This window comes from Rothia sp. HMSC068E02 (assembly GCF_001813565.1).
Classification (GTDB): domain Bacteria; phylum Actinomycetota; class Actinomycetes; order Actinomycetales; family Micrococcaceae; genus Rothia.
Window position 1 is genome coordinate 728,465 of the sequence record NZ_KV812882.1, and the last position, 16,993, is coordinate 745,457.

Sequence of the window (16,993 nt, forward strand, 5' to 3'; positions counted from 1 at the left end):
CGACTACTTGTCACCATAAAGGGGGTGGGTTATACACCGTGCTGATGCGGTGGTTTGCCGCGTATTTGCTGGCTTTCCGGGGGAATACGCCCGGGCCTGCGGAGGCGCACCCACCACACTCTGAACGCCGCGGTTGCTCTTAGGCGCGGCTGCCGAGGGTTGTAACATTCCAGCGGCTAACCCAAAAGGCGGCTAACCCAAAAGAAAGCGTGGGGCAGAAAGCTACATGCTTTCCACCCCACGCTTGTGTAACGTTTAGGCTTCGTCGAAGAAGTCCTCATCAAGCTTCATGATGGTGTACGTGCGTGCCACCTGTACGCCAACACCGTACTTAATCATGAGGCGCGCCAGGTGCTCACCATCAATCAGAACGAGGGAAACTCCGCCACCAAGTTCCTCCGCATAGCCGCGTGCGTCAGACGTATAGGAGCTCGACGTGATGAACACTCCCTGCGTTGCCTTGCCATGCAGTGCGCCCACAAAGCTCTGAAGGGCAGGGCGTCCCACCACATTGTCCTTGGCGTAACGCTTAGCCTGGACATAAATCTTTGAAAGACCCAACGCATCCTGGTCAATGATTCCGTCCACGCCGCCGTCATTGGAAGCCGGAGTAACGGTGCCGCGTCCTGCCGGGCCGCCGTAGCCCATCGCCAACAGAACATCCACCACCAGATGCTCAAAAGCAGTCGGAGACATTGCGCGGACGCGTTCCAAAATATCGTGCGTCAGCGCGGACTCAATCTGAGTGATGCTTTCATCAATGAGTTCCTGCGGGGTGCTATCAGACACCTCAGAGGGTGCAGTCGTGACGGCAACAGTCTTGGTAGCGGTCTTCGGGGTTTCCTGCGGGTCCTGCTCGGAACTATCAGACTGGGAACGCTCACGCGTGCTGCGGGCGGAACGAACGATATGCGCGACGACATCATCGGGGATGCCCCCAGGATGAGCCTCAATCAGCTTCAAGCCTTCGTCAGAAATAACCTGCTGACCGCGGCGAGGGGAATCAACCGCACCGAACATCTTGAGATAGGTCAAGCCCCAACTAATGCGGTCCACATAGACGGGACGCTTGCCGTTCGGCAGGTAGGGTAGTAGCTGCTCGTCAGAAAGCGGGTAGCGCTCTGCTACAGCGCTATAAATCTCTTTATTGGTGCGGGAGTTGCCGTCAGATAGGTAAGCAAGAATGCTGGGAATGAATTCGTAGAACTTGGGAAGTTCAACCTCAGTGGTATCAGGCGACTGAGCGGTCATCGGTGTATCTCCATTGATTGATAACGGCTGGTTAATAACGGCGGGTAGTCCGTTCTTAATATACCTCTAATACAAAAGATAATCGTTACCAGAGGTGCCTGTTTTCCCTTGTGCAGGCTTTATTAGCGCCGCAGCTGCTCTTAGGCGCGGCCGCCGAGGGCCGTAACATTCCAGCTAGCAGTACTATCAGAAGTCACCACACCACAAAACAGGGGAGAACCCGCCGAAGCACGCACCCCCAAATCCTCCACAAACACGCGGCCACCCGCAGGCACACTACGCTCCTTACGATCCACACCCGCACAATACACCGTCATCTTCGCACCCGAACGGTTCTCCACCGCAACCGAACCGCCGCCCGATTTCGACACAGTATCGTGCACAAAACCGCGGTGTAAAGACCGCCGCCCAAAGGTCACAGCACAAGGTCACAGTGCAACGAAATAGAAACGCAAACGCAACGGCGTGGAGTATCATTCACACTATGGATAAGGCAGAACAGAACCAGACAGACAACACGGTAAAGAACGGCACAGCACCCAATACCTCGGGGAATACCTCGGGCAATATTCCGGGGAACAGCCCGGTGGGTGCGTCTGCGCGCCCTGAAACTGTTGCATCTGAAACTACCGCATCTGAAGCCGCCGCTGAGAATACCACGAAGGCTGGTTATACCCAGTCGGCACCGGCAGAATCCAGTGCCGCCAAAACTAGTGCTGCAGCAAGTAGCCCCGCAGAGGCTACCGCCCCCGGCATGGAGGCAGTACAGGTTGATGCCGTGCAGATTGATAGCGCCCGCCTGGACAGCACCCACTCCGTCTACTCCACCGACCTGGACCCCGACGACTACGAAGAGGTCGTCGAAGAATACGCCACCACCGACGCGCCGGACGGTACGCACCGCGAGGAGCGTCGCATCACCCGCACCACGCATCACCCGCACGGCAAGGGCGACCAGAAAGCGGGCACCCAGGGTAACCCCGATGGTGACGCCGAGATTATTGATGTAGGCGAACCTGAAACGCACACCACGACTATCCGCACGGTCACCCGCACCGTCACGGACCCGCCGCGTCGCGCCCCGCGCACCCGCCTGTTCCGCACGCTCAGCAAGTACCGCGGCGAGAAGAACCTGGCGGCGTGGGAGGAACGCTCCTCCACGCCCATGTTCGTGGCGTCCGTACTGTACCTGCTCGCGTTCGCCGCGCCCATCATGAGCACACGCATTCAGGAGCCGTACGACGCGTACCTCAACATCATTCAGATGATCCTGTGGGGCCTATTCGCCGCCGACTACTGCATTCGCCTGTACTTGGCGCCGCGGCGACTCTACTTCATCACGCATAACCTGATGAACCTGGCGATTGTGCTGCTGCCCGCGTGGCGTATTGTCAGCTTCCTCTCCATGATTTATATGACCGCCAACCGCCAATATAAGAGGCTCTCAGAGCTGGCGGTGAAGCTCTTCGGATACACCGCGATCTTCATCATCATGTTTGCCCTGTCGATCTATTCGGTGGAGTCCTCCGAGCCGGGCGCGATGATTCGTGACCTGCCCACCGCCTACTGGTGGATGTTCACGACCCTCTCCACGGTCGGCTACGGAGACGTTTACCCGGTCACCGGTATCGGCAGGGTCATCGCCGTGATCGTCATGCTGTACGGCGGGGGCTTGGTCGCGGTTGCTACCGGTGCGCTCGCGAGCTGGATTATCGAAAAGTTTGGTGGCAGGGAGGAGCAGGAGTACCCCGCAACCAAGGCTGACGTGGACGATCTTCGCCAGGAGATTTCTGAGTTGCGTGCCCTGCTGGCTCGTGAGTATGCGCGCCGTGAAGCCCGCGACTACACGTTGCGTGAGGTCGTGGATGAAGACGGTGTGCACCCGGTTCCTTCGGATGCGGAGGCGGCACGCCGCGCCGGTTTCAGCGCCGCCGCGGGCTTTACTGCCCCTGGTACTCCTGGCGCTCCGGGTGCTGCTGCGGCAGCTTCTGCGGAGGCTACCCCGAACACCGCGCCCGGCGCCGCGCGGGCTGGTGAACCTGCCGACTCCTCGGCATCTCATGAGGTTGCGGTGCGCGAGCAGGAGCCGGTCGCCCTGCTGGAGGAGACCCGCCAGACGTTCACGATTATTCGTGAGAAGTTCTCGCTACGTTCCCGCAAGCAGTAGTCCGCTCGCAAATACCCTGCGGACAGTAACCGGGCTGTAGCGGCTCGGTTGCGGTAGCGCAGATAGCAGCGCAGATATAACAGTTCAGTTGAGGCTTGGCGCTCAAACCCACACCGCATACTTATTGAAGCGGTGGGTTTGGGTGCCGAGCCCACGCGAAGGCAAGACGAAGGCAAGAAAATTGCCGCCCACGCCACCGTGCGGGATATTTCGCCTTGTCGAGGCAAAATTAGCCCGTGGAGAGTGCAAATTGGGGCTCGTGTGCGCGAAAAACCCCTCAACTTAAGATCTAATGTGACCAAACTATCTTTTAAAAATGGCCGCCACTGGTGAAACTCCTAGCCAGAGCCTATAAACTATCTACCGTGCCGGTTATCGAACGCCCTGTAGCCTCAATGCGCTACGGGGTGTCGTCGTATCCCCACCTCACTCACGGGGAGGCACCACTCAACTCACAAACTCACTCAAACACATACTCTGTTAGGACACGTTCGTGGTACCTAAGTCCACTCTGGGCGCGCTCGCTCTACTCGGCGCGCTCTCTCTCACCGCGTGTGCACCCGCACCGAATAACGCCTCCGCAAGTGCGGTTGTTGACCCCGCAGCTTTTGAAACCGTCGAGCCTAGTGCCGTTTCCGCCCCCGGCGATGACAGCACCGGAATTAAGGCGGCGGTTAATGCCTCGCATGACCCGTCGATTCACCCGGCTGCGACCCAGCCCACTGAGACCCCCGCGCCGGACAACACGAGCAACCAGGAGCCTGCCGCATACACCGCGGCGCCCATGCCTTCCTCGGCAGCCGTTGCGCGCTCGCAGAAAATCATGGACGGCACCTGGGTTCAGCAGGACTCTACCAACCTTGAGAACTACATGGACGCAGTCATTCACGACGGCATTATCGAGGTCACCTACCACCTGAACCACGAAGAGCTGGCAACCCCCTTCTGGGCTGGCACTTTCGAGGCGAAGACCGGCAACTTCAGCTACATTTCGCACGTGGACCACGCGAAGCTGAGCCACGCACCGTACGCCTCCGATAAGGAAACCAAGGAATTCGTCATGGAGGACGGCGTGCTGAGCTTCCCCATGACCTTTGAGGGTGCCACCCGCATCATTCACCTGGAAAAGCAGCACAGCTAAGCGCGCTGCCGGGGGAGTTATCTCATATCTGGCACGCATGACGGACGGGGCGTTCCCGTTGCCGCGTGCGGGCTATAGAATGGGACTATGAGCGAGAACACGACCCCCGAGCATGGCACCGCAGCCTCGGTGCAGGATTCCTTCGAGCTACCCAGCGCACCGGACCAGTTCCAGCGCCTGTGGACCCCTCACCGCACCGCCTACGTGAGCGGTGGCCAGAAGGACTACACCGAGAAGACCTGCCCCTTCTGCACCGCGCCCAGCCGCAGTGACGAAGAGTCGCTGATTGTGCATCGCGGCGAGCATGCCTTCGTGATTCTCAACCTCTACCCGTACAACCCCGGTCACCTGCTGGTCTGCCCGTACCGCCACATCCCGTTCTACGATGATGCGACCGAGGCAGAAACCATGGAGATTGCGCAGCTGACGCAGCTCGCCATGAAGGTTCTGCGCGAGGTGTCGCATAATGACGGCTTCAACATTGGCATTAATCAGGGCAAGGTGGGCGGTGCGGGCATTGCTGATCACCTGCATCAGCACATTCTGCCGCGCTGGAGTGGGGATACGAATTTCCTGCCGATTATCGCTCACACCAAGACTATGTCCCGCACGCTGGACGATATGCGTGTGGCTATTGCGGAGGGGTTTGCCCGCCTCAGCTAGATGGCGTGGTTCATCCGTCAGATAGTCCGGCTGAGCGGCTTGGTGATTTTGAAATTTTGCACTAATTGCTTCAATTTGCCAGCTAGTGCATAGAAATTCTGCGTCATAAATGCGCAGATTAGGCAGTCGATGCGTATTTGAATGATGTTATGTACATTGGATATGGCAAAGTTTTAAATGCAGCGACGCTGTTGGGAAGCTTCCGGCTTCCAGAGACACCGCATAGCTCACCGAAAAATAGCGGTCACCGATCGCTTTCGGGCTTGGCAGGGTAAGCGCCCTGCCTCAACCACAGAGGTCAGCGCCTCAGCTGAGAACCCACCCCGTCGTGCGTGAACGCACGGCAACACTGCGGGGGTGCGGATCAGCGTGAAGGACGCTGGCCTCTTTTGCATTTCGAGGGCGCTGCTTTTGCCCCTCGGGGACGTTGCGCCAGGATGCGCCGCACCCCTCGAGAAAGAACCCGCCAGACCCGCTAGAGTGGAATGCTATGGACTACCCCAACCTGCTTGAGACTGCTTTCGACGAGTTTGCTGCTGCGCCCGCCGCCGGTAATAATGCTGGTGCCGGTCATGATGCCGCCGCCGGTGATTCTGCAGGCGCACCGCAGCTACTCATCTGGAGGCAGATCCGCTGGTCCAACCGCCGCCCGCTCATTGAGGTGGAACCGGTCGTGCCCGGCGGGGTTGCGGAAGGAGCTCATCACCGGGCATCTCAAGCGGCAGGGGCACCTCATATGACAGGGGAGAGCACCCCTAATCAGGAAAGCAGCCCCGCGCAGCGTGGCGTTCCGAGCGGGGTTCGCATCCAGATTCCGCTGACCCCTGGCGCCTACCTGGGGTTGCGTATTCCGCGTGATAGCGAGGGGGAACTCTACCGCTACTGCGCCGGCTACACCACCGGTACGAGCAATGACGCCGCCCCCGAATCCGCGGGAATCCGCCGCGTACCCTGTCCCGAAGGTGCCCGCATCCAGCGTGGCCAGCAGTGCCCGCGCTGCACCGCCCGCGACGAATTTACCGCCCTGCACAGTGCGCACCTGTACCCCGGAACGCTCACCGAATCCATGCGCGCCTACGCCATGCTGGAGCATCGCCTCTACATCGCGACCTTCCCCGACGGCACGCACAAGGTCGGCACGAGCTCCCTGCATTCGACCCCGCGCCGCCTGGACGAGCAGGCGGTCGCCACCGCCACCTACATTGCGCTCGCACCCGACGGCCTTGCCATTCGCCGCGCCGAAGACGCCGTGACCGCCCTCGCGAAGATTCCGCAGGTCAAGCAGGTAGCGAGCAAGTACCGCGCCTGGACGAACCCGTTGCCTGGCGCGCAGCTTCGCTCTGCCCACCAGGAGGCGGTTGCCCGCGCCCGCGAAGCGCTCGCCGAACTGGCGCGCACCGAGCCGGAGGTGCCGCTCACCGCCCTGGATGAGCCGTGGATTCCGTCGCTTGCCATGAACCGCCCGTATGCGGCTCTGCGCGCGCAATCGCCCGAACCGCTGGCGCCCTGTGAATCTGGTCTGGGTGGTTCCGGTACTGAGAGCGGGGCGGCTGGCTTCTTCTGCACGGGCGCGGCGGGTCAGTTTTTGAGCGCCCACACCGGCGATGCTGACGCGGCGTTCCTGGTGAATACTGCCGCGTGGCGGAATGTGCTGGTGGAGCCGGCGCAGGAGTTCACGCGGGTGAGGGTGCAGGGTTCTCTGTTCTAAGCGGGCTTGCTCTTCTAAGCGGGCTCGCTGTTCTAATACCCCCGGCGCTTCGCCCTAGCCGGAGCCCCGCACCAAACCCCACCCCGCCCGAACCAAACCCCGCACCAAAACCCCAGTAACCCCGCCCCGTCCGGCATGAGCGAACGAGCCCGGCGGGCCATTCAGCCGCTGGCGTGCGTGTACTAAAATGGTAAGCATGTCCAAACCCCTCATTCGTCTTCTCGGCCAGGGCGTACGCGCCGCGACTAAGCTTCGCGGCGGCGGCTCCGCCTTCCCCGGCCTTGTCATGGAAAAATTGCACCCCGACTTCGTTGCTGAAGAGCTCGCGAAGCTGCCCTACGGCGTGGTTGTTGTCTCCGGCACGAACGGTAAGACCACCACCACGAAGATGGCTGTGCAGCTGCTTGAAGCTCAGGGTCTGAAGGTTTTCACTAACCGCACCGGTTCGAACTTTGTGCGCGGTGTCGCTGCGGCACTGCTGGGCGAGATGACCCTCGGCGGCAAGCTTGAGGCCGACATCGCCGTGCTGGAGCTCGACGAGGCGCACGCCGTGCACTTCGTCAAGGCCGTCAAGCCCGACTATGCGCTACTGCTGAACGTTCTGCGCGACCAGCTGGACCGCTTCGGCGAGATTGACACGACCCGCCGCATGCTCGCGACCGTGGCCGCCGCAACCACCAACACCGTGGTGCTCAACCGCGAGGACCCGCGCATCCGCTCCCTCGCTGAGAACGTGCAGCCGGGCGTGAAGGTCAACTACTACGGTCTGGCCGAGTCCCTTCGCTCGTACTTCCCTTCGGACGATGAGATGCGCGGCGGAACCGTCGCGAAGGCAACCCTGCCCGAGGCAGACGTCACCCTGACCGCGTTCTCCGGCACCTCCGCAACCTTCGACCTGGCGGGTGTGGAGCGAGTCGGCGAGATCAACCTCTACGGCATTTACAACATCTTCAACGCCGCCGGCGCTATGGCCCTGACCCGCGCGGTCATGGGCGATAAGCTCAATGAAGATAAGCTCATCGCAGAGTTGGCGAAGATTACTCCCGCCTTCGGACGCGGTGAGACCCTGAACGTGAACGGCCGCCCGCTGCAACTGCTGCTCGTGAAGAACCCCAGCGGCTTCCGCCTGTCCCTGGCGAGCGCAAACGCTGACGACTACGCCACCATGATTACGATTAACGACCAGTACGCTGACGGTCGCGACGTGTCCTGGCTGTGGGATGTTGACTTCGACGGCCTGCGCGGCACCGGCGTGCAGATGGTCTCGGGCGTGCGCGCCTGGGACATGGCGCTGCGCCTGGAGCACGACGGCGTGAAGGTCGGCGAGGTCGACGAGAACCTGGCCGATGCGCTCAAGCAGTTCATCGCCTCCAGCGGGGATGCCCCCATGCGCATCTTCTGCACCTACACCGCCATGCTGGCCCTGCGTGAAGAGCTGGCAAAGATTACCGACGTTGAGAAGGTCTCATAATGACGGCAACCCACACTTTTGAGGGCACCCCGGCGCCCGGCCCGAACAACGGCAAGACGCTGCGCATCGTGCAGCTCTACCCGCTGGACATGAACATCTACGGCGACTGGGGCAACACCCTGGCGCTGGCCCGCCGCGCGCAGGCACACGGCTTCGACGTGCAGATTCTGGACCACAACCCCGGCCAGCCCTTCCCGGAAGATGTTGACATTATTCTGGGTGGCGGCGGCCAGGACTCCGGCCAGTCCGTGATTCAGGACGACCTGCACGCTAACGGTGACACGCTGCGCTCGCTGGCTGAGGCTGGCGTACCGATGCTCGTCATTTGTGGCCTGTACCAGCTGTTCGGCAAGGAGTTTCGCACCCGTGAGGGTGAGGTGCTGAAGGGTATCGGCATTTTTGATGCGCATACGGTCGGCGGCGATGACCGCCTGATTGGCAACATTGTTGAGGAGTCTGAGGAGTTCGGCACCGTGATTGGTTTTGAGAACCACTCGGGCCTGACCTACCTGGGCCCCGGCTGCACCCCGCTGGCTACCGTCACCAAGGGTGAGGGTAACAACGTGACCGATGCGTATGAGGGTGCGCGCGTGCACAACGTGATTGGCACCTACCTGCACGGTTCGCTGCTGCCGAAGAACCCGAAGATTTCGGACTACCTGATTGAGCAGGCGGCTAAGCGTAAGTTTGGCGAGTTCACGCCGAACACGATTGACGACTCGCTGGTGGAGAAGGCGCGCGCTTCGGCTGCGTCCCGCCCCCGCTAGCCTATTCCTGGCGGTGGCGTGCACTTTCTGAGGTGGTGTGCGCCTCCGCTACGGTATAGTTATGTGAGTACAGTACGGTGCGTGGGACGTTTCGCCGTGCCCGCACGGAGGTTTTGACTAAGGGAGATACGAATGTCGGGTCACTCTAAATGGGCGACTACTAAGCACAAGAAGGCTGCTATCGACGCTAAGCGCGCGAAGGCTTTCGCGAAGTTCATTAAGGCTATTGAGGTTGCGGCACGTATGGGTGGCGCCGATATCGCCGGTAACCCCGCTCTTGACCTTGCTGTGTCGAAGGCGAAGAAGAACTCCGTCCCCAACGACAACATCGACCGCGCTATCAAGCGTGGCGCCGGCCTGACCGGTGAGACCATCGACTACACCGAGATTATGTACGAGGCACGCGGCCCGCAGGGTACCGCCCTGTACATCGAGTGTCTGACCGATAACCGTAACCGTGCAGCGTCTGAGGTTCGCCTGGCTGTGACCCGTAACGGCGGCACCATGGCTGACCAGGGTTCGGTTGCGTTCCTGTTCGAGCGTAAGGGCGTTGCTGAGGTCACCAAGACCGACGGTCTGACCGAGGACGACGTTCTGATGGCTGTTCTGGATGCAGGTGCCGAAGAGGTTCTGGACGAGGGCGATATTTTCACCGTTGTTTCCGCAGCGACCGACCTGCCCGAGATCCGTAAGGCACTGGACGAGGCTGGCCTGGAGTACAACAACGACGACCCGGTCTTCCGCCCGACCATGCAGGTCGACCTGGACGCCGAGGGCGCCAAGAAGTTCCTGAAGCTGGCAGACGCTATTGAAGAGCTCGACGACGTTCAGAACGTCTACTCGAACGCTAACGTCTCTGACGAGGTTATGGCAGAGCTGGAAGCTGAGTAATCACTCGGATTCTGATATCTGATGCTTGAAGAAGCCGCTCCTTTAACCGAGCCGCCGTAGGGTGGCTGGTTGGGGGAGTGGCTTCTTAGCGTTTGGGCTGTATTGCCTGCGATACCGCATTTTGGGGAGGCGCTGGGTACTTTTCGCGGGGCACGCGGTGACTGTTCTCGCGGTGACCGTGCTTGTAGTGACTGCTCTTGTAGCGACCGTGCTCGTGGCACACCCCAGTGCCGGGTGCTAGGATTCTGAAGGGCTAGAATCTAGAGATTCTATAGGGAGTTTGTCGAAAGGGGAGATGATGGCCGCCGCTCAACCTGCCGCACGCGATAGCATGCGCGAGAACCGTACCGCCGCCGCTGTGGAACGTGTGCCGGGTGCGACCCGCATCATGGGTGTTGACCCGGGTCTGACCCGCTGCGGCTTCTCCATGCTCGATATGACCGCCGACCGTAAGGCGCACTTCGTGAACGTGGGTGTTGCCGGCACAATCCCGGCGGAGTCCCTGGACCAGCGTATTCTCTGGATTTTCAACGCCGCCTCCCACTGGCTGGACACCTATAAGCCGGATGCCCTGGCGATTGAGCGTATCTTCGCTCAGGAGCAGGTGAACACGGTGATTGGTACGGCGCACGCTTCGGGCGCGGTGATTTCTGCAGCGGCGATGCGCGGCGTGCCAGTGTTCTTCCATACCCCTTCGGAGGTGAAGGCGGCGGTGACCGGTAGCGGCCGCGCCGATAAGGCGTCGGTGGGTCGTATGGTGACCCGTATTTTGGGGCTGGATTCCATGCCGAAGCCTGCCGATGCTGCCGATGCCCTGGCGATTGCGATTTGTCACGGTTGGCGTGGCGGCGGCATTGGTTCGGGCATTAATATGTCCGCTCAGACGCAGACTCACCAGGGCTCACGCCCGGCGCAGGCGCCTCGTGGCGGGTCGTTGACTCCGGCGCAGCGTGCCTGGATGGAGGCGGAGGCGCGTGCTCGCCGCTAGAGGTGCCGCCGCTAGAGGTGCCTTCGCGGGCCTGTGTGCCGTCTCCTGTTGGCTCGCATGTATTCGCTAAGAAGTTCGAATATATGCTTGATTTCAGAAGAAATATTCTAATATACTTGTAGTGTCTCCCCGTTGAACTGGGGGAGTGCGTTCTGCGGGTGCCGGAGTTCCCGGTGCCCTCACACTGCCGCGAGCCTCATTCCTAGGCGCGGTGTTGAAAGGTGGAGAGAAATGATTGCATCCCTGACCGGTCGTGTGGCTCAGGTGGGCCTTGATCATGCGGTGATTAACGTGAACGGTTTTGGCATGCTCGTGTACGCTACCGCGCGTACTCTCTCCAAGTTGCGCACGGGTGAGGAGGCTACCGTGCTGACCACCATGATTGTGCGTGAAGAGTCGATGACTCTGTACGGTTTTTCGGAGCCTGCCGAGCGTGAAGTGTTTGACATGATGCTTTCGGTTTCCGGTATTGGTCCGCGTATTGCGCTGGCGGTGTTGAGTGTTCACACTGCCGCTGAGGTGGAGCGCGCCGTGGCGACCGGTGACGATAAGGCGTTCACGAAGGTTCCCGGTATTGGCCCGAAGGGTGCCCGCCGTATTGTGCTGGAGCTTGCCGGTAAGCTGATTCTCAGCGATGGCCAGACCGATGAGCTGCCGCTGAGCCAGGGCATTGTCTGGAAGCCGCAGGTGCTTGACGCTCTCACCTCCTTGGGCTGGAGTGAGAAGGACGCTTCCGCCGCTATTGACGCTTACGTGCAGCACAACCCTGCCGCAGAGACTGAGCCGGTGGGTGTGGCTCTGCGCGGTGTGCTCGCATCCTTGGGTACTCAGAACACGGTGGGCCGCCACTAAGCGGCGCGCCCTGTTCGATGTATCCCACTCAAACTTTTGTGAAAGAAGAATTCTATGAGCCAGAATCCCTATGAGCCGCAGCCCGCGGCGTCCCTGGTTTCCGGCGGGTATTTTCCCGGTCAGGTGCCCGGCACTCAGGCGTCTTCAGCTCCCGCCCAGCGCCTGGTGGCGATGGAAGAAGAGCCTGAAGAGAAGATGATTGAGGCGGCACTGCGCCCTAAGTCCCTGGACGACTTTGTGGGTCAGCGCCGCGTGCGTCAGCAGCTGTCCCTGGTGTTGGAGGCTTCGAAGATGCGTGGCCGTAGCGCCGACCATGTGCTGCTGTCGGGCCCTCCCGGTCTGGGTAAGACCACTCTCGCGATGATTATTGCGGCAGAGATGGAGGCGCCGCTGCGCATCACCTCCGGCCCGGCGATTCAGCATTCGGGTGATTTGGCGGCGATTCTGTCTTCGCTGACTCCCGGTGAGGTTTTGTTCCTGGATGAGATTCACCGTATGAGCCGCCCGGCTGAGGAAATGCTCTACATGGCGATGGAAGATTTCCGTGTGGACATTGTGGTCGGTAAGGGTGCGGGTGCGACCTCCATTCCGTTGGAGCTGCCGCAGTTCACCCTGGTGGGTGCGACGACCCGTGCGGGTCTACTGCCCGGTCCTCTGCGTGACCGTTTCGGTTTTACCGGTCACCTGGAGTTCTATTCGGTGGAGGAGCTGGAGCTGGTGCTGCGCCGTAGCGCTGGTCTGATGGATATGCAGATTACCTCCGAGGGTTTCACCGAGATTGCCGGTCGTTCCCGCGGCACGCCGCGTATTGCGAACCGCCTGCTGCGTCGTGTGCGTGACTGGGCACTGGTCAACGGTGTGGACCGCATCAATGCGACCGATGCCGCAACCGCCCTGGACATGTACGAGGTGGATTCGCGCGGCCTGGACCGTCTGGACCGTGCCGTGCTGGAGGCGCTGATTCACAAGTTCGGCGGCGGCCCGGTCGGTCTGTCCACCCTCGCCATTGCGGTGGGTGAAGAGACGGAGACCGTGGAGACGGTTGCCGAACCGTACCTGGTGCGTGAGGGCCTGATTGGTCGCACCCCGCGCGGTCGTGTGGCTCTGCCTGCGGCATGGGAGCACCTCGGCTTGGAAGCGCCGGAGATTCAGCTCTAGATCCGTATCAGCTTTAGGTCGGCACCAGCTGATAACACTGTAGTAGCCCGTAGGAGGCAGTAACCTCCCGCGGGCTTCTCTGTGCCCCCGGTATCTCTTCTGCAGGGGCGGTAGTTCTTCTGCAGGCGCGGCAAGCTCTTCTACCGGTTCTGCAGGCTCCATCGAGCTCTGCCCGGCTCTGTCGGCGACATAAAATTACGCCGAGAGAGTCCAAAACTCAGGTTAACCTCACAAAAACGCTGGTTCGGGGCGCTAAAGCTCATGCTCTCGCGTAGGATGGATACGTACTGTATCTACGATTCCACACCTTCTGGTACGCTCAACCCTCGCGGTGAGCGGCACGGGTGCGGATGTGAAAGTGAGACCATGGATTTTAACCTCCTGATTATGATTGCCATGATGGCGCTGCTGGCATGGATGATGTTCTCCGCCCAGAAGCGTCAGCGTAAGCAGATGGAGGAACTGCGCGCAATGCAGCAGTCTCTCGTCCCCGGCACCCAGGTGATGACTGGTTCCGGCATCTACGGCACCGTTGTCAGCACTGACCTTGAGAACAACAAGCTGCAGCTTCAGATTGCGGACGGTGTTGTTATCACCCTGGCACTGAACGCGATTATGGCCGTCGTCGAGGAGGAAGCCCCCGCGGCGCCCCTGACCGAGGACGTGTACGAGGCTACCGCATCCGAAGCTCCCGCTTCCGATACCTCTTCTGATACTGCTAAGTAATTCAGAGCGTATGAGCCCGGCGCCCAGTGAGCGGCGTCGGGTTTTCGCGTTACGGAATCTGTAGAACACTCAATACTATTCACACGAAGAAGGAACATTATGGCTAAGCGTTCACCGCTTGCAGCCGCGCGAGGGGCGCTCCTCTCGATGGTCCTGCTCATGGTTGTTATGGCTGCCGGTATTTTCGGCACCACCTATTCGGGAGGTTCTTGGGCGCCGAAGCTCGCCCTGGACCTTTCGGGTGGTACTCAGATGATTCTTTCTCCGAAGGTTAACGGCTCTTCGGATGAGAACGTCTCCCAGGAGCAGTTGAACCAGGCGGTTGAGATTATTCGTCAGCGCGTTGATGGTGCCGGCGTTTCGGAGGCGGAGGTTACCACCTCCTTCGGCTCGGGTAATAACGTGGTTGTTTCGGTTCCCGGAACGATTAGCGCTGAGACTCGTCAGCTGATTCAGGCGTCTGCAAATATGACGTTCCGCCCGGTGCTGCTTTCTGGTGCCGGTACTGCGGTGGCTGAGGATGCCCGCACTGCGGACGATAAGCTGCCCAAGCCGTCCGCGGAGCCGACTGATGGTTCGGACCGTAACTGGATTACTGCAGACCTGTACAAGCAGTACGAGGCGAAGGACTGCACCGCGGCACGTAATGAGGACGCCGATAGTGCGGACCCGACTAAGCCGATGGTGGCGTGTTCCACTGACGGTCAGGAGAAGTACATTCTGGGTCCTGTGGAGCTGAGCGGTAGCGATATTTCTACCGCAAGCCACTCGCAGGAGACGACCGGTCAGGGCGTGACTACGGGCCGTTGGGCTGTGAACATTCAGTTCAACGATGAGGCTCGTGAGAAGTTCCAGAACATTACTTCTCGCCTGAACGCGATTCGTGCACAGAACGCAAATGATCCGCGTGCCCGCTTCGCGATTCTGCTGGACGGCAAGGTGCTGTCTTCCCCGGTGTCGCAGGCTGTGATTTCTGACGGTAAGCCGCAGATTACCGGTAACTTCACCGAGCAGGAGGCGAAGGCTCTCGCCGATCAGCTCAAGTACGGTGCCCTGCCGATTAGCTTCACGATCCAGTCGGAGCAGCAGATTTCTGCGACCCTGGGTTCGGAGCAGCTGCGTGTGGGTCTGCTGACCGGCCTGATTGGTCTGCTGCTGGTGTTCGTGTACTCGCTGTTCCAGTACCGTCTGTTGGGCTTTGTCACGATGATGTCGCTGGTTGTGGCTGGCATCATCTCGTATGAGGCGATTGTGCTGCTGGGTTGGGCGTTGAACTACCGCCTGTCCCTGGCTGGTGTGGCGGGTCTGATTGTGGCGATTGGTGCTACGGCTGACTCGTTCATCGTCTACTTCGAGCGTATCCGTGATGAGATCCGTGCGGGCCGCACGATCCCGTCGGCGGTGAACCACGGTTGGCAGCGTGCATCCCGCACTATTTTGGCGTCGAAGGCTGTGAACCTGCTGGCTGCTGTGGTGCTGTACGTGGTGTCGGTCGGTTCGGTGAAGGGCTTCGCGTTCACCCTTGGTTTGACTGCGATTGCTGACCTTGTGGTCGTGTACCTGTTCACCCACCCGATGCTGACTCTGCTGGCGAATACCCGCTACTTCGGTGAGGGTCACCGCCACTCGGGCTTGTCGCCTGAGTCGCTGGGCGCTACGCCGCTGTACCGTGGTGCCGGTCGCCTCCGCAGCCCGGAGGAGAAGCAGTTGAGCATTGCTGAGCGTCGCCGTGCAGAGCGTGCTGCCGCTGAGGCTGACGAGTCTGCTTCTGATGAGAAGAAGGAGAGCTAAGCATGGCTACCGATGTGAAACCTAATGCTTTTGCCCGCTTCGGTAATGACCTGCATTCGGGTGCCCGCTCGTACCCCTTCGTGGGTAAGCGCCGCCTGTGGCTACTGCTTGCGGCTGTGCTGATGGCGGTTTCGGTTCTGATTCCGGCTGTTGGTGGCGGCTTCAACCTGGGTATTGATTTCCGTGGCGGTTCGGAGTTCGTGGTCTCGAAGACTGCGCACGTTGATACTGCTACGGGTGAGCGCATTATTCACGAGAAGGCGAAGGACGCTTCGGATGTTCGCGTGACCAATATTGCGCCGGGTACGATTCGTGCCCAGATGAGCAAGCTCAGCGATGATGAGACTTTGCAGGTGAAGGCGGCTCTGCAGGAGGGTTACGGCGTCTCTGAGAATGACGTGACCTCTTCGTTTGTGGGCCCGACCTGGGGTGCGGATGTGACCCGTCAGGCGTTCTGGGGTCTGGTCGCGTTTGTGGTGCTTGCGCTGATTGGTATGGCGTTCTACTTCCGCACCTGGAAGATGTCGCTGGCGTCTATTGCGGGCCTGTTCTTCACCGTGGTGGTGACGGTTGGCCTGTACGCCGCGTTCGGCTTCGAGATCACTCCGAGTGCAATTATTGGTTTCTTGACGATTCTGAGCTACTCGCTGTACGACTCGGTGGTGGTGTTTGATAAGATCCGTGAGAACACCGAGGATGTGCTGGAACGCCGCGACACGACCTTTGCCGAGCAGATTAACCTGGCGGTGAACCAGACTCTGGTCCGTTCGATTAACACCGCTATTGTGGGTGTTCTGCCGGTGGGCGCGATCCTGTTCATTGGTGCGTTCATCCTGGGTGCGGGTACTCTGCAGGACCTGTCCCTGTCGCTATTCGTGGGTATTCTGGTGGGCATGTTCGGTACGCTGTTCGTGTCTGCGCCGCTGTATGCTTCGCTGCGTTTGGGCGAGCCCCAGATTCGTGAGCACACCGCGAAGGTGGAGAGCGGCAGCTTCAAGGACGCTGAGGATGCTGACGAGGCTGAGGGTGACTCTTCGGAGGAGCCCGCCGAGGCTGAGAAGGCTGCTAAGTCTGAGAAGTCCAGCAAGTCTGCTGAGGAATCTAAGGATTCTGCCGACGAGGCGACCGATGCGGACAACGCAGCCGAGAAGGCAACCGAGAAGCCCGCTAAGAAGCCGGCACGTGCAACCATTGAGATTCACCGCGTGAACCTGAACGGTTAGCCAACGTTCCGCCAGCGCTACTGGCGTTACTAACGATAGGGGAGTCGATACCGAAAGGTGTCGGCTCCCCTTTAGCGTGCCCGATTATTTCCTAAACAACGCGCTCTGGTGTGTTAAAACGTCGCATAGTTTGGCGCGTTCCAGACCGCTGGGTAGGATAAGAAGTGAAGATACTGTGCGCTCGCGTTTGAGCCTG

General features: G+C 60.3%; 15 protein-coding genes. 13 read left to right on the forward strand and 2 right to left on the reverse strand.

Features of this window, described 5'->3' with window-relative positions:
* Positions 1-255: 255 nt before the first annotated feature.
* Positions 256-1,251, reverse strand: a complete 996-nt coding sequence (locus tag HMPREF2919_RS04560; RefSeq protein WP_005505835.1) for a restriction endonuclease — start codon at positions 1,249-1,251, stop codon at positions 256-258.
* A 140-nt stretch (positions 1,252-1,391) separates the two neighbouring features.
* A complete protein-coding gene (locus tag HMPREF2919_RS09135) occupies positions 1,392-1,622 on the reverse strand; it encodes a hypothetical protein (protein ID WP_141744435.1) in 231 nt (76 codons plus the stop codon).
* A gap of 113 nt (positions 1,623-1,735) precedes the next feature.
* Between HMPREF2919_RS09135 and HMPREF2919_RS04565 the strand changes: the two genes are divergently transcribed.
* The 13 genes from HMPREF2919_RS04565 to secF all read left to right on the forward strand — a co-directional run bounded on the left by HMPREF2919_RS04565 (position 1,736) and on the right by secF (position 16,797).
* Positions 1,736-3,418, forward strand: a complete 1,683-nt coding sequence (locus HMPREF2919_RS04565) for a potassium channel family protein (RefSeq protein ID WP_049345528.1) — start codon at positions 1,736-1,738, stop codon at positions 3,416-3,418.
* A 493-nt stretch (positions 3,419-3,911) separates the two neighbouring features.
* Positions 3,912-4,559, forward strand: coding sequence for a hypothetical protein (locus HMPREF2919_RS04570; protein ID WP_012903445.1), 648 nt, complete (start codon positions 3,912-3,914; stop codon positions 4,557-4,559).
* An 87-nt stretch (positions 4,560-4,646) separates the two neighbouring features.
* Positions 4,647-5,222 carry an HIT family protein gene (locus HMPREF2919_RS04575; protein ID WP_049350129.1) on the forward strand — a complete coding sequence of 192 codons (576 nt, stop codon included), beginning with the start codon at positions 4,647-4,649 and terminating at the stop codon, positions 5,220-5,222.
* Between the two features lie 490 nt (positions 5,223-5,712).
* A complete protein-coding gene (locus HMPREF2919_RS04580; RefSeq protein WP_070666449.1) occupies positions 5,713-6,930 on the forward strand; it encodes a hypothetical protein in 1,218 nt (405 codons plus the stop codon).
* A 187-nt stretch (positions 6,931-7,117) separates the two neighbouring features.
* On the forward strand, positions 7,118-8,401 hold the full coding sequence (locus HMPREF2919_RS04585) for a Mur ligase family protein (RefSeq protein ID WP_070666452.1): 1,284 nt from the start codon (positions 7,118-7,120) through the stop codon (positions 8,399-8,401).
* Positions 8,401-9,168 carry a type 1 glutamine amidotransferase gene (locus tag HMPREF2919_RS04590; RefSeq protein WP_049356834.1) on the forward strand — a complete coding sequence of 256 codons (768 nt, stop codon included), beginning with the start codon at positions 8,401-8,403 and terminating at the stop codon, positions 9,166-9,168. Before HMPREF2919_RS04585 ends, HMPREF2919_RS04590 begins: the two co-directional genes overlap by 1 nt.
* Before the next feature lie 132 nt (positions 9,169-9,300).
* A complete protein-coding gene (locus tag HMPREF2919_RS04595; protein ID WP_049342025.1) occupies positions 9,301-10,059 on the forward strand; it encodes a YebC/PmpR family DNA-binding transcriptional regulator in 759 nt (252 codons plus the stop codon).
* A 298-nt stretch (positions 10,060-10,357) separates the two neighbouring features.
* A complete protein-coding gene (ruvC, locus tag HMPREF2919_RS04600; protein WP_049342024.1) occupies positions 10,358-11,047 on the forward strand; it encodes a crossover junction endodeoxyribonuclease RuvC in 690 nt (229 codons plus the stop codon).
* A gap of 231 nt (positions 11,048-11,278) precedes the next feature.
* Positions 11,279-11,899, forward strand: coding sequence for a Holliday junction branch migration protein RuvA (gene ruvA, locus HMPREF2919_RS04605; protein WP_005505871.1), 621 nt, complete (start codon positions 11,279-11,281; stop codon positions 11,897-11,899).
* Between the two features lie 171 nt (positions 11,900-12,070).
* Positions 12,071-13,057 carry a Holliday junction branch migration DNA helicase RuvB gene (gene ruvB, locus HMPREF2919_RS04610; RefSeq protein ID WP_172855776.1) on the forward strand — a complete coding sequence of 329 codons (987 nt, stop codon included), beginning with the start codon at positions 12,071-12,073 and terminating at the stop codon, positions 13,055-13,057.
* Positions 13,058-13,423: 366 nt separating this feature from the next.
* On the forward strand, positions 13,424-13,783 hold the full coding sequence (gene yajC, locus HMPREF2919_RS04615; RefSeq protein ID WP_049342021.1) for a preprotein translocase subunit YajC: 360 nt from the start codon (positions 13,424-13,426) through the stop codon (positions 13,781-13,783).
* A gap of 99 nt (positions 13,784-13,882) precedes the next feature.
* Positions 13,883-15,574, forward strand: a complete 1,692-nt coding sequence (secD, locus tag HMPREF2919_RS04620; protein WP_070666456.1) for a protein translocase subunit SecD — start codon at positions 13,883-13,885, stop codon at positions 15,572-15,574.
* Positions 15,575-15,576: 2 nt separating this feature from the next.
* The gene (gene secF / locus HMPREF2919_RS04625; RefSeq protein ID WP_070666458.1) at positions 15,577-16,797 is read left to right on the forward strand and encodes a protein translocase subunit SecF; all 1,221 of its coding nucleotides are present in this window, start codon (positions 15,577-15,579) and stop codon (positions 16,795-16,797) included.
* Positions 16,798-16,993 lie beyond the last annotated feature (196 nt).